This is a genomic window from Loigolactobacillus iwatensis, from assembly GCF_003950295.1.
Classification (GTDB): domain Bacteria; phylum Bacillota; class Bacilli; order Lactobacillales; family Lactobacillaceae; genus Loigolactobacillus; species Loigolactobacillus iwatensis.
This window is the reverse complement of the sequence record NZ_RHNP01000015.1, coordinates 12,004-34,564: the sequence shown is the minus strand read 5'-3', so window position 1 is coordinate 34,564 and position 22,561 is coordinate 12,004. Positions and strand designations below refer to the sequence as shown.

At 40.3% G+C, this 22,561-nt stretch carries 19 protein-coding genes; 4 read left to right on the top strand and 15 right to left on the bottom strand.

Going from position 1 to position 22,561, the window contains the following annotated elements; all coding sequences use genetic code 11:
* Positions 1–283: 283 nt before the first annotated feature.
* The 13 genes from rny to EKM98_RS05245 form a co-directional block, all read right to left on the bottom strand.
* Positions 284–1,846 (bottom strand): ribonuclease Y, encoded by a 1,563-nt coding sequence (rny, locus tag EKM98_RS05305; protein ID WP_125981068.1) that lies wholly within the window; start codon positions 1,844–1,846, stop codon positions 284–286.
* Positions 1,847–2,145: 299 nt separating this feature from the next.
* Positions 2,146–3,306 (bottom strand): recombinase RecA, encoded by a 1,161-nt coding sequence (gene recA, locus EKM98_RS05300; RefSeq protein ID WP_125981066.1) that lies wholly within the window; start codon positions 3,304–3,306, stop codon positions 2,146–2,148.
* A 104-nt stretch (positions 3,307–3,410) separates the two neighbouring features.
* The gene (locus EKM98_RS05295) at positions 3,411–4,658 is read right to left on the bottom strand and encodes a competence/damage-inducible protein A (RefSeq protein ID WP_125981064.1); all 1,248 of its coding nucleotides are present in this window, start codon (positions 4,656–4,658) and stop codon (positions 3,411–3,413) included.
* Between the two features lie 334 nt (positions 4,659–4,992).
* The gene (gene pgsA / locus EKM98_RS05290; RefSeq protein WP_125981062.1) at positions 4,993–5,580 is read right to left on the bottom strand and encodes a CDP-diacylglycerol--glycerol-3-phosphate 3-phosphatidyltransferase; all 588 of its coding nucleotides are present in this window, start codon (positions 5,578–5,580) and stop codon (positions 4,993–4,995) included.
* Positions 5,581–5,748: 168 nt separating this feature from the next.
* Entirely contained in the window at positions 5,749–6,753 is a 1,005-nt protein-coding gene (locus EKM98_RS05285) for a helix-turn-helix domain-containing protein (protein ID WP_125981061.1), read from the bottom strand.
* Between the two features lie 85 nt (positions 6,754–6,838).
* Entirely contained in the window at positions 6,839–7,567 is a 729-nt protein-coding gene (gene ymfI, locus EKM98_RS05280) for an elongation factor P 5-aminopentanone reductase (RefSeq protein WP_125981059.1), read from the bottom strand.
* A 3-nt stretch (positions 7,568–7,570) separates the two neighbouring features.
* Entirely contained in the window at positions 7,571–8,869 is a 1,299-nt protein-coding gene (gene yfmH / locus EKM98_RS05275) for an EF-P 5-aminopentanol modification-associated protein YfmH (protein WP_125981057.1), read from the bottom strand.
* Positions 8,869–10,140: an EF-P 5-aminopentanol modification-associated protein YfmF gene (yfmF, locus tag EKM98_RS05270; protein WP_125981055.1), complete on the bottom strand. Its 1,272-nt coding sequence runs from the start codon at positions 10,138–10,140 to the stop codon at positions 8,869–8,871. Before yfmF ends, yfmH begins: the two co-directional genes overlap by 1 nt.
* A gap of 81 nt (positions 10,141–10,221) precedes the next feature.
* Positions 10,222–12,579 (bottom strand): DNA translocase FtsK, encoded by a 2,358-nt coding sequence (locus tag EKM98_RS05265; protein ID WP_225418526.1) that lies wholly within the window; start codon positions 12,577–12,579, stop codon positions 10,222–10,224.
* Positions 12,580–12,933: 354 nt separating this feature from the next.
* Positions 12,934–13,335, bottom strand: a complete 402-nt coding sequence (locus EKM98_RS05260) for a DUF1149 family protein (protein WP_125981051.1) — start codon at positions 13,333–13,335, stop codon at positions 12,934–12,936.
* 17 nt (positions 13,336–13,352) lie between these two features.
* Positions 13,353–15,422 carry a DNA topoisomerase 3 gene (locus EKM98_RS05255; protein WP_125981049.1) on the bottom strand — a complete coding sequence of 690 codons (2,070 nt, stop codon included), beginning with the start codon at positions 15,420–15,422 and terminating at the stop codon, positions 13,353–13,355.
* A 22-nt stretch (positions 15,423–15,444) separates the two neighbouring features.
* The gene (gene trmL / locus EKM98_RS05250) at positions 15,445–15,954 is read right to left on the bottom strand and encodes a tRNA (uridine(34)/cytosine(34)/5-carboxymethylaminomethyluridine(34)-2'-O)-methyltransferase TrmL (RefSeq protein WP_125981047.1); all 510 of its coding nucleotides are present in this window, start codon (positions 15,952–15,954) and stop codon (positions 15,445–15,447) included.
* A gap of 269 nt (positions 15,955–16,223) precedes the next feature.
* Positions 16,224–17,060 (bottom strand): methyltransferase domain-containing protein, encoded by an 837-nt coding sequence (locus EKM98_RS05245; protein ID WP_125981045.1) that lies wholly within the window; start codon positions 17,058–17,060, stop codon positions 16,224–16,226.
* A gap of 439 nt (positions 17,061–17,499) precedes the next feature.
* On the opposite strand from EKM98_RS05245, the gene EKM98_RS05240 reads away from it, so the two are divergent.
* Both EKM98_RS05240 and rpsN read left to right on the top strand, forming a co-directional pair.
* Positions 17,500–18,477 carry a GMP reductase gene (locus tag EKM98_RS05240; RefSeq protein ID WP_125981043.1) on the top strand — a complete coding sequence of 326 codons (978 nt, stop codon included), beginning with the start codon at positions 17,500–17,502 and terminating at the stop codon, positions 18,475–18,477.
* Between the two features lie 74 nt (positions 18,478–18,551).
* On the top strand, positions 18,552–18,821 hold the full coding sequence (gene rpsN / locus EKM98_RS05235; RefSeq protein WP_125981041.1) for a 30S ribosomal protein S14: 270 nt from the start codon (positions 18,552–18,554) through the stop codon (positions 18,819–18,821).
* Between the two features lie 67 nt (positions 18,822–18,888).
* Here rpsN and EKM98_RS05230 read toward each other — a convergent pair whose 3' ends face one another.
* Positions 18,889–20,046 (bottom strand): AI-2E family transporter, encoded by a 1,158-nt coding sequence (locus tag EKM98_RS05230; RefSeq protein WP_125981039.1) that lies wholly within the window; start codon positions 20,044–20,046, stop codon positions 18,889–18,891.
* 214 nt (positions 20,047–20,260) lie between these two features.
* The gene (locus tag EKM98_RS05225) at positions 20,261–20,638 is read right to left on the bottom strand and encodes a PTS glucitol/sorbitol transporter subunit IIA (RefSeq protein ID WP_125981037.1); all 378 of its coding nucleotides are present in this window, start codon (positions 20,636–20,638) and stop codon (positions 20,261–20,263) included.
* A gap of 193 nt (positions 20,639–20,831) precedes the next feature.
* On the opposite strand from EKM98_RS05225, the gene EKM98_RS05220 reads away from it, so the two are divergent.
* Together EKM98_RS05220 and EKM98_RS05215 are read left to right on the top strand one after the other, a co-directional pair.
* Positions 20,832–21,869, top strand: coding sequence for a lactonase family protein (locus EKM98_RS05220; RefSeq protein WP_125981035.1), 1,038 nt, complete (start codon positions 20,832–20,834; stop codon positions 21,867–21,869).
* Positions 21,870–21,880: 11 nt separating this feature from the next.
* Complete coding sequence (locus tag EKM98_RS05215; RefSeq protein ID WP_125981033.1) at positions 21,881–22,525, top strand: copper homeostasis protein CutC; 645 nt, start codon at positions 21,881–21,883, stop codon at positions 22,523–22,525.
* The last annotated feature ends 36 nt before the right edge of the window (positions 22,526–22,561 follow it).

The window sequence follows — 22,561 nt, the reverse complement described above, 5'->3', positions numbered from 1 at the left end:
TGGCAGTCCAACTAGATATGGCAAATTTTAAATTATTCTCCTAAATATGTAACGTGGCCTTTTAAGCGCACCTTTGTACCCTGCCGCTTATTAATTAATTTTACCGATTTCCTAATATTAACCAATCAATAATAGGCCAATATTTTGTAAACAGTATTCATACCCGTTAGACACTGAAACAAAAAGGTGCATAAATAAATATCCTCTGACTTAAAATTTGATCTCAATACTCAAAAAAATAGGGGCCATGACAAAAATACTTTCGTCACTACCCCTACTAACCCTACTTAGCATATTCAATTGTTCTTGTTTCACGAATTACAGTTACTTTAATATGCCCAGGATAATCTAGTTCCGTTTCAATTTGCTTGCGAATATCACGAGCTAATACAACAGCGTCTAAATCACTAATTTCCTCTGGCTTAACCATCACTCGGACTTCACGTCCAGCCTGAATCGCGTAACTATTCTTAACCCCATCAAAACTATTTGTAATTGCTTCTAATTTTTCAAGACGGTGGATATAGTTTTCTAACGATTCAGAACGAGCTCCTGGTCGAGCAGCTGAAATAGCATCTCCTGCCGCCACTAAAACAGCAATAACAGATGTTGGTTCAACGTCCCCATGATGTGAAGCAATCGCATTAACGACAACCTCATTTTCATGGTACTTACGAGCAATCTCAACGCCAATTTCAACGTGTGATCCTTCAACTTCATGATCTAAAGCTTTACCAATATCGTGTAATAATCCTGCGCGTTTCGCTAATGTAACATCCTCGCCTAGTTCTGCAGCAAGTGCTCCAACTAACTTGGCAACTTCAATCGAATGATCCAATACATTTTGACCGTAACTAGTCCGGAAGTGGAGCCGACCCAAGATCTTAATTAAATCTGGGTGCAGATTGTGAATTCCAAGATCAAAAGTAGCTTTTTCACCAATCTGACGAATTCGTTCGTCCATTTCTTTACGCGACTTCTCAACCATCTCTTCAATCCGAGCTGGATGAATACGACCATCCTGAATTAACTTTTCAAGTGCTATTCGGGCAATCTCACGCCGAACAGGATCGAAACCACTTAAAACAACAGCTTCCGGAGTGTCATCAATAATAAGGTCAATACCAGTCAAGGTTTCTAGTGTCCGAATATTACGTCCTTCACGACCAATAATGCGCCCTTTCATATCATCATTAGGCAAATTAACAACTGAAACAGTTGTCTCAGAAACAGAATCAGCTGCACTACGCTGAATGGCATAGGCAATTAAGCTCTTAGCCTTACGATCTGCTTCTTCCTTTGCCTTATCTTCACTTTCTTTGATCATAACAGCTCGTTCATCAGATAAATCTGACTTCAATTGATTCATCAATATATTACGAGCATCATCTTTAGAAAGTGCTGCCACCCGTTCCAACTCTGTTTGTTGCTTCTCGATTAACGAGGATACTTCCTTTTGCTTTTCATCAATGAGTTGTTGTCGCGCATTGATTTTATTCTCTTTATCTTCAAGAGAACGTTCTTTCTTATCAAGCGTATCATCCTTGCGGTCAATAGTTTCTTCTCGTTGAATTAAACGATTTTCTTGCTTGGTGACGTCAGCACGTCGCCCCTTTAACTCATTTTCAACCTCGGCCCGATAGCGATGATTTTCATCTTTTGCTTCTAAAAGAGCTTCTTTTTTCTTTGTTTTAGCTTCTTTTTTTGCATCAGCGATGATGCTATCAGCAGTTGTACGTGCAGCATCTAATTGTTTTTCAAGAAACTGCTTACGTAGAACATATCCTAAGATCAAACCGACAACTAACATGATGACTGCGAGGATTATCGCGATAGATAGATTCATATCTTCACCTCCGCATCATCAAAAACGATTATTACTAACCGTATATAAATTTTAAGATGTTTATTATTTGATTATTTACACAACCTTTATTTTATAGTTGAATGACTGTCATGTCAACTTTATTAAAAGTTAGTAACATTATTACAAAATAAAAAAGGCTAGGATTTTTATCCCCGCCTCTTACTATTTCTGAGCGTTACTCTAGAACGTGCACCAAAAGTCTGGGTTCGCGTGCCTAACTAAGCTACGCGGTAAACCCAAAACCGACCTTCGTCCCACTTCTCTTCCTGATCATACCTTTAGATATCTAATTGACTAGGATCTTTTGTATCTGGTGTTTTTGCATTTGTTTTGGCCTTAACACTTGCATCTGTTTTGGCCGCCGACTTTGCATTAGCACTTGATTCTACCTTATTTTCTGCTTTTGTCGCTTTAGCATCCGCCTTTGTTTCCGTAGGTGTCTCACTTGCTTCAGCAATGCCGTAAGCTTCACGAACTTTTTGTTTGATTTCGGCCATAACTTCAGGATGATCGCTTAAATAATGCTTAGCGTTTTCACGTCCTTGACCAATTCGATCTTCACCATAAGAGTACCAAGAGCCACTTTTATCGACAATATCTTTTTCAACCGCCATATCAACTAACTCACCGGTTTGTGAAATACCTTCACCATACATAATGTCGACTAGTGCAACCTTAAATGGTGGTGCAACCTTGTTTTTAACAACCTTAATCTTAACTCGATTACCTATTATGTCCGTACCATTCTTGATTTGCTCCGCCCGTCGAACTTCCAGCCGAATGGTTGAATAAAACTTCAAAGCACGACCACCTGGAGTCGTTTCGGGATTACCAAACATAATACCAACTTTTTCACGAATTTGATTAATAAAAATAGCAATTGTTTTTGTCTTGTTAATTGTTCCAGAAAGCTTACGCAGTGCTTGCGACATCAAACGTGCTTGCAAGCCCACGTGCGCATCGCCCATTTCGCCTTCAATTTCAGCTCGTGGTACCAAGGCGGCTACCGAATCCACTACAACAAGATCAATCGCACCACTGGAAACTAATGCATCGGCAATCTCTAGACCTTGTTCACCGGTATCCGGTTGGGAAAGTAATAGATCATCAATATTAACCCCTAAATTTGCGGCATACTTAGGATCCATTGCATTTTCAGCATCAATGTACGCCGCAGTTCCACCACGTTTTTGAACTTCAGCAACTGCGTGTAACGCTACGGTTGTCTTACCAGAGCTTTCAGGGCCATAAACCTCAACAATTCTACCTCGAGGATAACCACCAACACCTAAAGCTTCATCCAATGCCAGTGAACCAGACGGAATTGTCGAGATCTGTGTATCCGCCTTTTCCCCTAAACGCATAATTGAACCCTTACCAAAATTTTTTTCGATTTTTTTTAATGCAGCATCTAAAGCCGCCTTACGTTCATCAGCCAAGCGATATCCTCCTTGTTAAAAGTGAATTATTCACCAATTTCATTAACAATGATACAGAACTAAATTCAAAAAAGCAAGAATAAAGTGAACAAGTGTTCTCACTTTTATTTATCGGCCTGCAACTTATGCAGTAACAAATCGAAACCAGTTAAAACACTTTGTTGCCGAACAAAATTACGTGTTCTCGAAAAATGGAACAAATGTGCTTCCGGCGCCTGATCACGATACGCGACACCAATATAAACTGTGCCGGCTGGCTGGCCTTCTAACTCGTCAGGCCCAGCCACACCAGTAAAGGAAATCCCAATATCAGTTTGTAATGTAGCCTTAGCTTGCTGGGCCATTGCAATCGCTGTTTCTTCGCTAACGACACCAAATTTCTTTAAATCGGCCGTAGGAATATTTAGTAAATGTGCCTTTTCGGCCAAGGAGTAAGTTACAAAACCGCCACTAAAAATGCTCGATGCACCAGCGATACTACCAATTTCACTTTGAAACATGCCAGCAGTTAAACTCTCGGCCGCAGTTATTGACAACTGGCGCTGCTTTAGTAAGTTCACTACTACGGCTGGCAAGGAATTATGCTCACCGTAACCATAAAAATAATCTCCAACCTGAGCTTTAATTGAAATTTCCATTTGATCCAGCATTTGATTGGCAAGTTGTTCTTGCTTTGCTTCAGCAGTAATTCGCAAGGTTACCTCGTTAGTTTTTGCGTAAGGAGCAACGGTTGGGTTAGTCTGGTGATCAATTAGATCGGCCAAACGCGTAACTAATTCCGACTCCCCAATCCCGTGGAACCGTAAAACCCGGGAAACCAAAACATTATTCTGTGAGTAAAGTTTTACTAGTACGGGCCGAGCAGATTGTTCAAACATTGCGATCAGCTCACTTGGCGGTCCTGGCAATAACATGTAAGTATGCTTAGTTGCTTTGTAGAGTGCACCAACGGCCATACCGACAGGATTATCCAGTGGCTGGCTATGCTCGGGCAGCATTGCTTGAATTCGATTATTTTCCGTCATTGGGTGCTGTGCCCGCACAAAATACTGATTAATGACGTCCATGGCCGCGTCATTAATCACTAATTTTTCATTTACATGCTTCGCCAAAGTTTGTTTTGTTAAATCATCTTTAGTTGGTCCTAGTCCACCAGTTAAAATAATTAAATCACTTCGCGTATCCGCAAGTTGAATTGCCTGTTCCAAACGATCTGCATTATCACCCACAACGCTCTGATAGTAAACATCAATCCCTAAATCGGCCAATTGTCGAGCAATAAAGGGTGTCGTTGTGTTCGTAATCTCACCTAAAAGTATTTCTGTTCCAACTGCAATAATTTCTGCACGCATATTTTATCCTCCACACTTAGTAACCTCTGCAAAAAATGACTGATTATTTTTGCCCAGGAAAGGTTTAAAAAAGACCTTTATTAGTATTTTCCTGACTAATTTGGTGTAAACGTGATTGAAAAGGCAGGTTCCTGTGCACTTTTTCAACCACTCCCCTGGCTAATTATTCTAAAATTAATTATCGAAAAAGTTCAGAAACCTATTGAGCAATTATAAGTAAAATAAAAGAACAAACGTCTAGTTCTAAAATTATTAGCACTAATCTGAATTAAAGTACCTTAGTCTAAATTAATTTTAAAATCTAACTTCGTTTGTTCTGTCATTCGGTTCCTACTTAATGAAATGAATCCGCAAAAATATGGCGACTTTCGTAAAAATACTGGATGCCTGAATAAATTGTAAAGAACAGGCAAATATAAAGTAAAGTTAACGCCATTGGAAAATGAATATTATTAAAGAAAACATTATTTAGAAATAAAAAGATAATGGCTAGCATTTGAGTCGTTGTTTTTATTTTTCCAGGCATTTCTGCCGCAAGAACAACATGTTCATTGCTCTCGGCCAAAAGTAGGCGTAAACCTGTCACGGCTAACTCACGGCAAACAATAATTGAGGCAACCCAAGAAGGTACCTTGCCCATGCCCACTAGAATAATAAAGGCCGTCATAACCAACATTTTATCGGCCAACGGATCAGCAAATTTACCAAAATTTGTGACTAAATGGCGGCCACGAGCAATGCGGCCATCGATTAAATCGGTCAATGACGCAACTATAAAAATCAATGTGCCAATAACCTGGGTCCAAGGAATTGAAGTCCCAGCAATGGCCACACTACCGATGCTCCAAGGGACAAGAACAACCAGTATAAAAATAGGGATTAAAAAAATTCGAATGACAGTTAAACGGTTTGGTAAATTCATGAGGATTCCTCCTTAATTTTAAATCAGTTCTACCCCGTAATAAACTTACGTAGTGCTCAAAGCGCTATCTTTATTTAGCGGCCAAGAAAAAAGAGCGACCAAAGGTTTCTTTTAAAATCAATCATAAGAGTTTCACTTATAATTTGCCTTTGCCCACTCACTTAACAATTAACGTGTTGTCGTAGCGGATGTACTAGTTGTATTTTGTTGTGCTACTGAACTACTCTGTGTGCTCGTACCTTGACTGGCAACTGAACTACTTGACGCCGCCGAGCTAGTAGTAGAACTACTAGTAGCATTGGCCGCGTTTTGAATGTTAATCGTAATTTTCTTAACAATTCCGCCAACATTCTTCGGATCAAGATTAACGGTTTTATCATTTAACTTAGCCTTGGTGTTCGTCGCATTTCCGGTTTGAATCACAAAGGAGGTTGTTCCTGCCGGTAAATTAATCGTCTGTTCGGCCGATTTCAACGTTCCTTGCCAAACCGTCTTACCACCAGCAGTAACTGAAGACCATGCCTGTTTAGAATCATCCGCATAGAGAGCCAGTTTGTTAGTTGTCGGCGCATTCGTATAGTTAAAGGTTGCCGTTGTTGTCGTATTTGTCAAATTCTCAAGCTTTGGTGTGGCCGCCTTTGTTTGCTTCTTAGCTGCCTTTTTAGCCTGACTTTGACTAGATCCGTTTGAGCTCGACTGTTTCTTTGAGCTAGATTGGACTGAAACTGAGACAGAGGAACTATCAATAACAGCCTTACTTTGCTGCCGGTTACCGCGAGTAAAAGCAAAAACAACGCCTAAAATAATAATTACGACGACGACCACTATAATCGTCGGTAAATAACGCTGTAATTGGCCCAGCACCTGATTAGATGGGCGACTGGCCGTTCGCGTATCCGGTTTACCTGCTGCCGGAGTTGTTTCTTCCTGGGGTCGTACCTGCGGAATAGTGTCATTAAATTCAGTTAATAACTCTTCACTATCAAGCCCAACGGTATCTGCGTATTGCTTAACAAACGCACGTACGTAAAAATCACCAGGCAACTGATCAAAGTGCCCTTCCTCAATTGCGATCAAATAACGCTTTTGGATTTTAGTGATCTGTTGTAAATCATCCAGGGTATAACCCTTTTCAACACGTGCATCACGTAATTTCTGTCCGATTTCACTCATTGCTTATTTTCACCTACAGCCCTTTTCACAAAAATTCAATTCTAGTATAGCATAACCTAAAAGCCCGTTTCATTAAGAATTTCTTTTATTTACGCCAGCCACCACTCACATAAATCGTTTGACCAGTTAAATAGCCAGCAGCAGGATCTAGTAATGCCGCGACCCAATAGGCAATTTCATCTGGCTGCGCTAAACGACTAGCCGGAATTTCCATTTTTAGATTTTCTTTCGCCGCTGTTGAAAACTGCTTATTCATTTGGGTATCGACAGCACCTGGTGCAACGACATTAACTGTAATTCCTAGGGAAGCAACTTCTTTGGCGTACGCATTGGCAAAGGCCGATTGTGCCCCCTTAACCGTGCTGTAACCAACTTCCATTGCACTACCACTGCCACCATAGACAGAGCCCACAAAAATAATTCGCCCGCACTGATTTTTAGCTAATTTAGGTGCCAATCGTTGGCATAATAACATCGGTAATTTGATGTGCATTTCCCACAACTGTTCAATTTGTTGACTAGTCGTCTCGGAAAATAAACCATACGTTGTTATCCCCGCCGCAAAAATCAACGCATCAACCTGAAATAATCGTTCAGTTAGCTCATCTAAATGCGTTTCCTCAGTTAAATCGTACTGCAAGACGAAAAAATCCTGTTTCGGATAAGTCTGCTGTAATTCCACCTGTAACTGCAAAACCCGTTGCTCACTATGAAAATAATGTAAATATAGTGACCAGCCGGCTTTAGCTAATCGCCTTGCCACCACTGTACCAATATCCCCTGAAGCGCCAATAATTAATGCTGATTGATGCATCTTTTAACCTTCTTTGGGTTCAATATGGAATACACTAATTGCCTCTTGGCGAATAAAACTTTTGGCAACCTGCTTAACGTCAGTTAAAGTAATTTGCTCAATAATTTGGACAAGATCAAATAATGTTGCATCCCCAAAATGATCGCCTGAATATTCATTAGCAATAAATTCTAGACTATTAAATGATTGCAGTAAACGACCTAACGCTTCTTTTTTAACCAATTCTAAACGATCCGTAGCTAATTCTGGGCTTGCCGCAGCGTGATCCAAAATAGCAATAATTGCGTCTGACAACTCCTGTGGATTATCCGTATCACCGCTTAAGGCCGCAAAATGAAAAGTACGCTCAACGTTAAGTTCATAACCAAACGTATCGTCAATAACGCCCTTATCATAAAGTCGCAGGTAATTAGCAGAAGAATCGCCGAATAACAGATCAAACAATAAATTTAAAGTTGTTCGGTAAACGAGTCCACTACGATCTTGTTTAACTTGATCTAGACCCTTAATTCCAACAACACTCTTGCCCCGGTTAACCGGCATTTCAATCACTCGATAAGGAATAATATCACTGCCATCAACTGCCTCAGTTGGAAATTGGCGTTGAATTGGTGCGGCAGGTGCAAAAGTTTTAGTCTCCTGATTTGCCGTTATCCATTTTAAAGTTTCATTTGCATCAATGTTCCCGACAACAAACAGGTTCATGTTGCTAGGATGATAGAACGTCTGGTAAGCAAGGTATAAATCATCTGCAGTAATCTTGGCGATGGATTCCACCGTACCAGCAATATCAATTCTTACGGGATGTTTAGGGTAAAGATTTTGGACAATTCCAAAGAACAAACGCCAATTCGGATCATCATCGTACATTTCAATTTCTTGTCCGATAATCCCCTTTTCTTTAGCAACCGTTTTCGGAGTAAAGTAAGGATCTTGCACAAAATCTAATAAAGTCGCTAAATTCTCCTGAACATGGTTTGTCGCCGAAAAAAGGTAACTGGTTCGTGTAAAACTAGTAAACGCATTTGAACTAGCGCCATAACGACCAAATACTTCAAATACGTCGCCATCTTTTTTATCAAACATTTTGTGTTCTAAGAAATGTGCAATTCCGTCTGGCACCGTTGTTAGCTCTTGTTGACCCAACGGCACAAATTTACTGTCAATGGAACCGTAATTAGTGGTAAATACAGCGTAAGTTTTGTGAAAGCCAGCCTTAGGTAAAAGCGCCACCTTTAAGCCATTAGCCAAAGTCTCCGTATAAAGTGTTTCATCAAGATTTTTATAGTGCTTAACCTGCATTAGGCCTGTCCTCCTTCACCATTTAGAAAATAAATGGCCTGTAACTTAATCTGCTTAGCCAACGCTTGAATCTGTTGTTTCGTAACTGACATAATTTGCTGCTGGAAATCAGCAATAGCTATTTTGGATGTAGGTACCAGCGTTTGAATTAACTGTTGATTTGTTAAGTACCCCGTACTATCTAATCCAGAAATATACTGATTAATAATCATTGCCTTAGTTTTAGCGATTAGATCATCACTGAAATCCCCCGCTTGAACGGAAGCAAGCTGTTTGGCCACAATTTCTAGTACCTGAGTCTTATTTTTTGAATCAATTCCAGTTTGCACGGTAATTATCCCGCGAAAAGCATCGTAGGAACTAGAAGCATAGTAGGCCAAACTAGCCTTTTCACGAACATTGGTAAATAGTAAGGCCAACGGTGAACCGCCAAAAATACCATTAGTAACCAACATTGGTAAATAATTCGGTTCGTAATAATAGGTCGGAACTTGGTAGGCCAAATTTAGTTTTCCCTGTACAACTGCCTGTGTTTGGGTTTCTTCCTGAATTTGATCAAAAACTGGTTGGTGATAAAAAAGTGGCATTGTTGGTACTTGCCGCGCCGCAAAAGAAAAGCCAGCAAACGCTTCACGAACAACGGACTCATCAACATCGCCTAAAACATTGATCAAGATTTGATCTTCACGTAACATCTTTTGGTAATACTGGTAAAGCTCATCTGGTTGAATCTGATCTAAAACAGACTGACTACCAAAGCTAGGAACGCGTTGATTTTCATCATTTTTAAAATAGAGGGCCTGTAATTTCAAACTGGCAAAAGCCTGTTTATTATCGTAAACCGACGCCAAATAGGCGGTCATATTTTCTTTTTCCCGCTGAAAAGTGGCTGCCTCAAAGGCATTGTCAACAATGTTAGGTCGATATAAAACTGACTTTAAGAACTCAAGCCCTTCGGTTAACAAATTAGTTTGCACCGGTAAAAACTTATCATTAGTTAGCGTTAAAGTGACGGTAAAGAAATGGGCGTTCCCGCGCTTATTCACTGAAATACCAAAGTTTGCACCGTACATCGCCGATAACTTGGCTGCTAAATCAGTCTGGGTTTGGTAGTCGGCACTATTAGTTTCTAGTAAACTAGCTAACAATGAACGCTTTGTGATTGTCTTATTATCTAAGGGTGCCAAAAAGGTCAGCACAACTCTAATTGTTTTGAACTGCTTTGATGGTATAACGTTTAAAGTGACACCATCGGTCAAAGTTTGTATCAAAGAAAATCCTCCTATTTTTAAACCGCCTAATTTTTTAGGATACTATAATCATACGAGATTACCAAAAATCATGCAATCCTCTTATTCTTTTGTCGCATCGTCTTGATCGCGAATGTACACTTTTCGTGGCTTACTACCTTCTGAAGGTCCAACGATTCCACGCTGTTCCATTTCGTCAATCATCCGTGCAGCACGATTGTAACCAATTCGAAATCGACGTTGCAGCATGGAAATACTTGCAGTCTGTAACTTTGCAACTAATTGGACGGCATCTGGGAATAACTCATCGTCAGGATTATCTAACTCTTCTTTGTTTTCATCATCAGGTAACATATTATCATCGTATTCGGCCGTTTGTTGTTCTTTAATAAAGTTAACAACGGCCTCAACGTCTTTAGCAGCAATAAACGCGCCTTGAACACGAATTGGCTTATTCTGGTCGATTGGTAAGTATAACATATCCCCGCGCCCTAATAATTTTTCGGCCCCTGTACTATCAATAATTGTTCGCGAATCAACGCCTGATGAAACTGCAAAGGCCATCCGACTGGGAACATTAGCCTTAATTAAACCAGTAATAACATCAACTGAGGGACGTTGCGTCGCTAAAATCATATGAATTCCAGCAGCACGTCCCATCTGCGCCAAGCGCACAATGGCGTCTTCAACTTCATTTGACGCTACCATCATCAGGTCCGCTAATTCATCAACAATTGAAATGATATACGGCATTGTTGGTTGCTTTTCATCAGCAGTTTGATTTTGCTGCTGAATGCCTTGATTATATTCTGTAATATTACGTTTACCGAACTGAGCAAATAATTCATAGCGTCGTTCCATCTCGGCAACAACTTTGTGCAGTGCCTGAGCCGCTTTTTTGGCATCAGTAACGACTGGGGTAATTAAGTGCGGTACCCCGTTATAAACGGACAACTCAACCTTTTTAGGATCAATCATCATTAGCTTAACTTCATCAGGCTTGGCCGCCATCAAAATTGCCGTAATAATGTCATTAATCATAACTGACTTACCACTACCGGTAGCCCCAGCGATTAATAAATGGGGCATTTTAGTGATATCAATCATGATCACATTACCAGAAATATCACGTCCAACTGGCACTATTAATGGCTTTCCTGGGTGTTTCGGTTGGGATTCAATCACATCACGAAAAGAGACCGTTGAGATCTGTCGATTTGGAACTTCAATTCCAATTAAGGACTTACCAGGAATTGGCGCTTCAATTCGGACATCCTTTGCTGCAAGTGCTAGTGCCAAATCATCCGTTAAACTAACAATTTTACTGACCTTAACACCAATCGCCGGCTTTATTTCATACTTAGTAACTGCCGGCCCCAAGTTAACATTTTTCACTTCAACATCGATTCCAAAGCTATCAAAAGTTTGTTTCAGCTTAACGCTATTTTTTTTAATTGCCCGGTACTCATCACTTTGATCAGTTGGTGGAATTGCCTGTAATAAATCAGGACTAGGAAGGACATAATCGCTAGCCGTCATCGTTGGTTGAACCAATGTTTGGGCCGGTGTCTCTTCTTTTGTAGCCGTGGTTTTTGCTAACGAAATAGGATCAACCGTTGCCTGTTGTTGGCTCTGCTGTGTGGCAACATTAATCGTTGGTGCAGCGTCTGCGGCCTTTTGTGCAACTGGCTTTGGTAAATCTTTGTCCACTGTCACGGGTGTCTTTTTCATAACCGCCGGCTTCTCGGCTTTCTTTTTTGGTGGTCGTAACGTTGTCGACCAACTAGGAACAATCCTTCTAACCGCCTGAGCAAGCGTTTGTAGGCCACTAATTAACCACTGAGTACAATGCTTAATGCCGCTTACCAAGCCAGTTAACAACTTGGTTATTGCTTGAAATGGAATATCCAGCATCAGCATCACACCGGCTAGTAAACCTAATCCGGCTATAATATAAGTACCAATTTGAGCCACTAAAAAATAACTTAAGCTATAAAGAGCAGCCCCAGTCATTCCGCCGCCTAGCGTAACAGTTACGCTACCTTTTTGAAAATCGGCCATTAAGAATCGCCAAGCGACACTCCAAAAATGGCTGTGGAGATTTAGTTGAATAAACCATTGTGCTTCTAGTAACAGTAACAAACTAAGGTAGGCCAAACTAAGCCCTGCCAATTGCTTCTTAGGCAGTACAGGTCCCCGACCGCTTACTAATAGAAATAGGCCGTAAATGGCCAGTAACGCGGCCAAAAATTGAAAAGTGTCACCACCTAAAAAGCGAAAACAATTGGCGAATAGATTCCCGATAAAACCCCATTTAAAAATTGCAAAAATGCTAATTAAAATAAAGAAAACACCAATTCCGTTTACGGAACGCGTTGTTCTTTTAGCTTTTCTTTTTCGTGTGGCCGTACTTTGACGTTTACGTGTTGTTCGTTTACGTCGTGGTTTTTGAGTTGCCACAAAAACACCTACTTTCAAGACTTCTTCACCCATTATACACAAACTTTTGTTTGCACCGGAAGAAAACTTAACGTTATTTAATTAAAGAACAGGCAACAAAAGCAGATTATATTGGTATTCAATAAAAAAGCACAAAACAAAGTCAATTTACTGCTTAAACCACGTGGCTAGTAGCCCCTAATTTTAACAAACTGAAGTCGTGATTGAAAAAAACGGGAACTACTTTTTCAAGTACGCTTCAACCAAATTGGTCAGAAACGGGCTAACAAAAGTAATGTTCAAACACGGCCTAAGTAATGTGGTTAAGCTGATCTTTGTCTTGCGCTTTATTTGAAATAATCGTACGTCAAGTAATTACTGCTTATCAGAATCTGCATCGTTAGGTTGAAAATCCAGTTGAACACCATGATCAATGGCAACAATCGTGACTTGATAAGTTAAGGTTTCAATATATTCTACCAGTGGCCGGGATAATTTTTGCATTTCTTCGGCCGAAATATCACTAGGCTCCCCATTAAAATCCAACAACTGAACAATTCGCCGAATTAAGCCACTAACTTGAAAACCATCCAGAGTAACCGTAAATGGAACTGAAAACTGAAAAATCTTTCCTGCAGCCATCTTTTCTTCGGCACCATCCCCAGTTGCTTCAACTTCCGTTAACGAAACCTGAACGTCGGTTTTGGGCTTAGTGTCGGAATCTACACTGTCATAATGGAAATGTTCAACAATAATTGGTTCCGCCTTGGTTTTCATACTGGACTTCCTCCTTGCTATTTTCGGGCCATTGCGGCCTTCAACGCTTGCGCTAACGGACTTTCCTGTGGTTCATCATCTGCATTAACTTTCTTTAACAGTTGCGTCTCTTCATGTTTACTCATTTTTTTGTGCTTTTTAATATCAGTTACCTTTTGGGTCAAATTACAATTAGTACACTTAAAGTAATCCCCCCTCTCACCAGTCAGCAAGATCATCTTTTTATGACATTGCGGACAGCGATGATTGGTTACCTTAGGATCACGACGGCGATAATAATCACAATTCTGATTACTACAAACTAATAATACACCATTACGGGTTTGCTTTTCACGTAAATGGGCCCCGCATTTAGGACACACCTTGGCCGTTAAATTAAAGTCCTTATAATCAGCCGAACTGTTTTTAACTTCTTTAACTAAGTCAACTGTTGCGTCACGAATTTGCGTGACAAATTTCTGTTGTGATAACTGTCCTGCAGCAATTTGTTCTAATTCAGTTTCCCACTGTGCCGTTAATTTAGGTGACGTTAGGCTGGGATTAACTAATTTAAGCAACTGATTACCCTTTGGCGTCACCTTTACGTGCCGCCCAGTTCGCTCCATCAAACCGGTGGAAATTATTTTTTCAATAATCTCGGCTCGTGTTGCTGGCGTTCCTAAACCATCTTTTTCCATTTGGACTAATAACGTTGCTTCACTGAGCGGTTTCGGTGCTTGCGTTAATTGCTTATTTAACGTAAGTTTACCGGCCATTACCGTCCCCTTCTTAAATTGCGTAATATTCTGTGAAGTTAACTCAACTTGCTTAAACCCAGCAACGGTCACTTGCGTCACTTTGAGGACAAAAGTCGTTGTTTTTAGCCGTAAAGAATATTGCTGCTGCGCTTCTTGATAGTCAGGTAAAAATAAACCAATGAAGCGCTCAACGATTAAATTATAAATTTTCTGTTCATCGTTGGAAAAACGCTCAGCCTGGGGCATTTGTTCAGTGGGAATTAACCCATAATGATCGCCGACTTTAGCATCATTAAAAACTTGTTGTTGCAATACTGGTGCCTTTTTGGCCGCTAATTTTTTAGCCTGAGGTTGAGGTTCATAACGACTAATTGCAATTAAACGTTCCTGCATCGTATTCTTTAAATCACTGGTTAAATATTTAGAATCAGTCCGCGGATACGTCACTACTTTATATTGTTCATAAAGCGTCTGTAACAAGTTAAGTGTCTTCTTTGCTGAAAATTGATAACGTTGATTAGCGTCTTTCTGTAATTCAGTTAAATCATAAGGTAATGGTGCTTTTTGTCGTTTGTTCTTCGCCTTAATCTCCGTCACTAACGCCGTTTCGTCCTGTAATTCAAGTTGGAGAGCCTGAGCCTTTTCTAAAGTCAGACGTGGATTACCTTGCATTTGTGCGTCACCATGCTTGGTCACAAAGCTCAAAGTATAGTACATTTGGGGCTTAAATTGATTAATCAGTGCCTCTTGTTTAGCTACTAACCCTAAAGTTGGGGTTTGAACCCGGCCAGCCGATAGATTATCGTTGTATTTTACGGTTAGCGCTCGGGTAACGTTCAATCCAATTAACCAATCGGCCGTAGCACGTGCCTTAGCCGCAGAATATAAGTTATCGTAATCTTTAGCCGGACGTAAATGTGCAAATCCATCCTTAATTGCCTTATCCGTTTGCGACGAAATCCACAAACGTTTAACTGGTTTATTAAAACGAATATACTCTAAAATCCAACGGGCAACTAACTCACCTTCACGGCCAGCATCAGTTGCAATAACTGCTTCTTTAATATCTGACCGCTTGCCTAGCGTTTGAATGGCCTTTAATTGTGCGCGCGTTTTAGGCAACGGCTTAGTTTCCATTTTTTTTGGTAGCAACGGCAAGGTATCAAAGGTCCAAGTTTGCCATTCCTTTTTGTAATCTTCCGGCATTTTTAGCGTCATCAAATGACCTAACGCCCAAGTTACAATGTAATCTTGACCCTCATAATAATGCCGACTCTTTTGATCTGCTCTTAAAACCTTTGCCAGTGATTCGGCAACACTCGGTTTTTCCGCAACAACTAAAGTTTTCAAAAATTGTCTCCTTTATCGTTGGTTATTTTAATTTATCGTGTTCGTAAGTATGACTCCGCTCTAAACCAGCAAAACTTTGTTGCCGTAAAGCCTCATAAATAATAATGGCAGCTGTATTTGATAAATTTAACGCCCGCACTTTGTTAGTCATCGGAATTCGTAACGCTTTTTCTGGATTTTCCCGCATAAACGGCTCTGGCAAACCAGTTGTTTCCTTCCCAAACAAAAAATAATGATCTAATTGCGTATCCGTATAATCGACATCAGAATAAACTTTAGAAGAAAATTTACTAATTAAATATAACTTAGCGTTTGCGGGTAAAGACGCTATAAAAGCGTCCAGACTTTCATGATAAGTAATATCAACCTTATTCCAATAATCAAGGCCGGCACGCTTCATATGCTTATCATCCGTTGAAAAGCCCAGTGGTTCAATTAGATGAAGGTGGGTATCCGTTGCCGCACAAGTTCGGGCAATATTTCCTGTATTAGCTGGCATCAGTGGTTCATAAAGTGCAATATGATTCGTCATAACGTGAACTTCCTTTTTTAAATTTACTTTTAAGTATAAACTAAATGACACATTACGTAAAAAAGACAACAAAAAAACGTATCGCTTCGGTGTGGGCACGGCGAAACGCTACGTTAGTGAAGTATTAATCACTCATTTTTATCAAAACTTAAAGGTTATTCTGATAAAAGTCAATGAAAAAAATTCCTTACCACTAATATAACACCCACCTATCACTTTAACAACCGTTTAAAATTACAAATTGATGACATTTCTTGATGAGGTCTAAATTATTTTTCACCCGTTAAAACCGTGACGTCAACGGTTATTTTTGAAAACGGTTCGGCCAAAACCCCTTGAATGCGTTCTGGTTTTGCGTGCCAATGTAAAGGTGTCATGTACAACAAGTCATGACTTAAAGCAGGAGTCAGTGGAAACTGGTAATTAACTTGCTTTGCCGTTACTTTTGCGTAATTTTCTTTAAAATGAGTTAACACAGCCTCGTTGGAATAAGTCTTGTTCTGCGCATCATCGGCGTATAGGGCCTGCCGCAGTTCCTTCAGATAATCAGCATTTGGAATTACTTTGATGACCTTCCCCGCTGGCCGTAAAATTCGGCTAAATTCATGGTAATTAGACGGTGAGAAGATATTGAAGATAACATCAAAGGTGTGCTCATTAAAAGGTAGGTGGGCCAGATCAGCGACACAGAAAAAAGCCTTAGTTGCTTGTTGTGTTGCTAAATTGATACCATCAGTTGAAATATCAAAACCCACCGCAGTTGCAAGTTGGTCCTCCATTTGATTCAGCGTTGTCCCTTCGCCGCAGCCAACATCTAAAGCAGTGGCTGCGGGAGGTAACTGTGTCTTGATCAAATCAACAAAAGGATCGAAAAGACCCGCTTGCAAAATGCGCCGACGGCAAAGCAACATCTCTTTGTCGTATTCAGGAGCAATTGCCCGCCGCAAAAAATAGAGGGTCCCTTTTTTGTTTAAATCAAGTCGGTGACCATTAGGACAAATAATGCTTTTATCCGTTACCGATGTATAGGCCGCTTGGCAAACAGGACAACGAAATAGTTGCCGGTGCTGTTTTAAAAATAGTGCTGCTTTTTCAATTTTTTTCATTTTTTTGATCCTTATTCAGATTAATTGTCATGTGCTTAAATGGCAGTGACCTAGTGGAGTGGAGTGTTTGAAAACTACTTTTTCAAGCATCTTACCAACAATTGAGCCTAAGCACACCACAAACACAATTTCGTATACTTTTTCAAATACGCTTTAGTTTAGAATACTTTAACCTTTTAGTAAATGGTAAGACATAGCTGGTTTAAGAAAAGTTGCGCCTTAAATTTAAATAGTCTCATCCATTCCAATCTTTTATCAAAAGAAACGTGTTTGCCCCTTATTTTCGATCAATTTTAAATAATTTGGCTATATCATTCATGTTTATCACTTATTTCTTTAAATAGGATTGACAAAGCATTCACTTTAAGTTAATTTAATTACGTACAAAAAAGACAATTAAAGCAAATAATGTTCGTCTTTAATCTGGAGGAAATGCCTTATGCAAGTTTTTGATTACGAAGATATTCAATTAATTCCGAATAAATGTGTCGTTGATAGTCGTTCCGAATGTGACACTAGTGTTAAGTTCGGTAACCGAACATTTAAAATACCAGTCGTCCCTGCTAACATGCAAACCATCATCGATGAACCCCTAGCTGAAATGCTAGCCAAAAATAATTATTTTTACATTATGCACCGTTTTGAACCACAACGTCGTGCCAACTTTATTCAACAGATGCACGAAAAGAAACTATTTGCGTCAATTAGTGTTGGTGTTAAGGTGGATGAATATACTTTCATTCAGGATTTGGCGACGGCCGATTTAGTTCCTGAGTACATTACAATTGATATCGCCCACGGCCATAGCCAGCGCGTCATTGATATGATTCACCACATCAAAAAATATCTACCCCAGAGTTTTGTCATTGCTGGAAACGTGGGGACTCCAGAGGCAGTTCGCGAGCTAGAGAATGCTGGTGCGGACGCAACTAAAATTGGCATCGGCCCAGGCAAAGTTTGCATCACTAAATTAAAAACTGGTTTTGGCACTGGTGGCTGGCAATTAGCCGCTCTACGTTGGTGCTCAAAGGCCGCACGTAAGCCGATCATCGCTGACGGTGGTGTCCGAACCGATGGCGACATTGCTAAATCAATTCGTTTCGGCGCCAGTATGGTTATGATTGGCTCCCTTTTTGCTGGCCACAAACAATCACCTGGTAAATCAGTTGAACGTGATGGCGTTTTGTATAAAGAATACTTTGGCTCAGCTTCAGAAGACCAAAAGGGCCAGCACCATAATGTTGAAGGTAAAAAAATGCTAGTTACTTATAAAGGTGATATTGAAGATACGTTAACGGAAATGCAAGAGGACCTACAATCGGCAATTTCATATGCTGGTGGTCGCGATTTGCAGGCCTTAACCAAGGTTGACTACGTAATCGTCAAGAATTCAATTTTCAATGGTGATCAATTTTAAAGCTAACTGCTTGGGGGCGCCCATTCTTTTATGGTAGGCTTACTTTCTACAAATTTATTAAGGGAGTCTTACTAGTGGCAAAGAAAGCAAAAATTGAAAAGGCAAAGAAAATTCAACGAACCGTCGAACATTATGCCAGTTTGCGCGAACAATATAAGTTAGCCGGAGACTACGCTGCACTTTCACGTCTTCCCCGGAATGCATCACCCACACGAATGCATAATCGAGATAATTTAGATGGTCGGCCTCACGCCTATATGCGTAAGTTTAGACTATCGCGAATTAATTTTCGGACATTAGCGTTACAGGGTAAAATTCCGGGTGTTAAAAAAGCAAGTTGGTAAAAGACATCCAAAAAAGCAGTCCAATTACATTTCGTCAAATAAATGACGGACATGTAATCAGGACTGCTTATTTTTTCGCTGCTTTTTCTTCCGGTGGCTCGTGGTAGAGTCCTGAAACATCCTGGTACCATTCAAATAAATGGCCAATTAATACTTTTAACACCGCGTAACCAGGAATGCCTAAAATAACTCCAGCCAAACCGAAAATTTTACCAGATGTTAACAAGACAACAATAATTGTAACGGGGTGAATATGCAGTGAACTGCCTAAAATCAACGGCGAAATTACTCGGCCTTCAAGTGTTTGCTCAACCGCGAATACCAATAACACTTTAATCAGCATAACCGGCGAGATCACAGCTGCCACCACAATTGATGGAATCATGGCCAAAAATGACCCTAAATACGGAATTAGATTAAGAATCCCAGCTAATACACCTAGGACAACCGCGTATTTCAAACCAATCAGCAGGTACCCGGCAATGAACAATAAAGCAACAAAGAAGGCAACTGCTATCTGCCCCCGAATATATTGACTGACCTGCGTATTAACCTCGCGTAATACCTTTAGAGTTGATTTACGAAATTTAGTTGGTAAAAAATGAACTAAATAATTTGGTAAATTGTGCCCATCACGTAATAAGTAAAACAAGATAAATGGCATTGTTACCAAACCAACAACGATGTTACCGACAACGCCAACTACATTACCCAAATGAGAAAATGTGGTTGTTAAAAACGGTGATAATTTTTCTGAAGTCGTTTTAAAAAGATCACCACTAGCTTGATCCCATTGCTTTTTTAGGACACCTAAATTTGGATCGTGTAATAAATGAGTCACTTCGCGATTTAGAGTTGCCCAATAAGTTGGCCAGTTTTTTAAAAGACTTAAAGTCTGCTCCTGAAAGAACGGAACCACACTTATTATCCCCCACACTAGTAATAAGACGATTAAAACAAACGCCACAATCGTTGAAAGTGTTCGTGAAACATGGTGTCGGCGCTCAAGCCAATCGATAATTGGATTTAACAAATAGTATAAAATCCCGGCAAAAATGACGGGTAAGGCAATAACACTAAAAAATTGTCCCACCGGCTTAAATAGCCACGCAACTTTCGTAAAAGTCCAGACAATCAACAGACACAGCAATGTGATTAATAAAACAATCACTGTCTTACTGTTTAAGAACCACTGGCGAAACCAAGTTCGTGTTTTATTAACCATAAAAAGGCCTCCTCTTTTTTAAAGTATGGCAAAAAATAGCCATCTTTCATTAATTGTTGGCCAGGACGTGCGCCCCAGATATATTCCTGAAGCTAACTAAAATCAGCAAATGATTTAGTTCATAAATTATATGGCCACCCAGCATGTTTAAAAATTACTTTTGCTAATATTTTTTGGTTGATCCGTACGCAAAAAATAACACTCCAACCGTTCCTTAATCGGTTTTCATTTGATAGATGATTTTGGTACCCAATTTAAATTCGGGCTTCCTAGCCGGTGCTAAATAAACCCCATTACCTAATCGATCCTCATCGGGCACTGGCGTAAAAATCAAGGCCACGTGACCAATCGTCACTAAGTTAGTATTTACAACTTCACCCACAAACTCGACTGTATAGCTGTTATCATCAATTAGTAATTTATCGCCCTGGGTTAAATGAACTTGCTGCATTTGAGCCAAGCTTGAAAATTTTTGAATGATGGCAACCTTCTTCAAAGCCGCAGTTGCATCCTGATCAAAAAGAATGACCAACGGATCTTCCGCAGTAATCGCGCTTTCGCCAATCGCCGTGACCGTTGCTTCTAATTCCATGTTTATTCCCCTTTATTATCCGGTGTATGCAAAAATTGATTAGCAGACACGGAACTTTCTAATCAAACTACTCTTTTTAGTTTAGCATATTAACACTGAACTAGCTGAATAAATACTATTCTTTCTAATCCCACAAAAACGGTAGCTATGCTAAAATAGGGAAATGAATAAACATTTGAAAGGAAGGCTAATTTTGAAAGAAAGAATTCTTCTTGGCAGTTATACACGAAATACTGGTACTGGCATTTACCAAACAACACTGGATACAATAACGGGAGCGCTAACGCCAGTACAGCCTTACATCACAACTGGCAATCCGACCTACTTGGCGACTTCGCTGGCCCACCGTCTTTATAGCGTTTTAACAACAGCGGATAGTGAAGGTGGTTTGGCCGCCTTTAACATTCAAAACTTTGAACAACCACAAGTTATTAATCAGTCCGTCCAACCTGGTTCCTCACCGGCCTACGTTGCAATCGATGAAAAACGCCAGTTGGTCTATTCAGCGAATTACCATAAGGGCCAGATTCTCGTCCACCATATTTTACCGGATGGCAGCCTTAAATTGGCTGAAACTGTTACGCGGACTGGCAAAGGACCTAAGCCGGAACAGGAAGCCGCGCACATTCATTTTACTGATTTAACACCTGATGGACGCTTAATTGTCTGCGATCTCGGTAGCGATGAAGTACTTACCTATCATGTTACGAGTACGGGTAAATTAACGTTAGATGCCACTTTTAAAACAACACCCGGTTTTGGTCCCCGCCACTTAGTCTTCCATCCCCAAAAACCGATCGTTTATTTGATTGGTGAACTAGGTAGCGTCATCATGGTCCTTAACTATGATCCAAAAAATGGTCAATTAGAAGAAATTTCAACAATCGCTACCCTCCCGGAGAACTATACCGGCCACAATGGTGGTGCCGCCATTCGAATTTCAGGTGATGGGCGTTTTCTTTACGCCTCTAACCGTGGTGCTAATACAATCGCCACTTTCGCAATCTCACCTGATGGCCAAAAATTAAGCCTAACCCAACAAATTTCAACTGAAGGCGAATTTCCCCGGGACTTTGCCTTAGATGCCACTGAAATTTTTTTACTAGCGGCTAACCAAAACACAAACAATTTGACCCTTTACCAACGTGATTCAACTAATGGTAAACTAACACTGAAACAAAATAAAATTCCCTGTACGGAACCAGTTTGCGTTCACTTCTTAACTGAGTAAAGGAGACTAAAATGCTAATTACCGAAGTTTGTTTAGAAAACTACACTCATTTACCCCAAGCCATTAAAAATGGTGCCAAACGAATTGAGCTCTGCGACAATCTTGCCGTTGGTGGTACTACTGTCAGCAAAGGTGTTATGGCCGAGGCCAGTCGCTACGCACACGAAAAAAATATCCCGTTATTTGTAATGATTCGTCCCCGTGGTGGTAATTTTGTTTATAATGATTTGGAACTACGCATGATGGAGGCCGATTTATTTGAGGCGCAACAACTAGGTGCCGATGGGGCCGTTTTTGGTTGTTTAACCAAGGACGATCAGCTTGACGAAGAGGCCATGGAGATGCTAATTGGCGCCGCCGGTGGAATGGAGATTACTTTCCACATGGCCTTTGATTCGATTCCGGTTGCAAAACAACACGAAACGATCGACTGGCTGAGTGATCACCAAGTTAGCCGAATTTTAACTCACGGTGGTCCCCTAACAACACCAATTACGGCCAATTATAAGCACTTAAAAGATACCATTGCTTACGCGGCTAATCGCTTGACGGTACTGCCTGGCGGCGGAATTACGCAGGATAACCTTGCAACAATCAGTACTGCGTTAGGTGTTAACGAAGCTCATGGTAGTAAAATTGTTGGTGAACTTCACTAAAAAAACTAGCACGACAACACTTTAATGCATACTAAA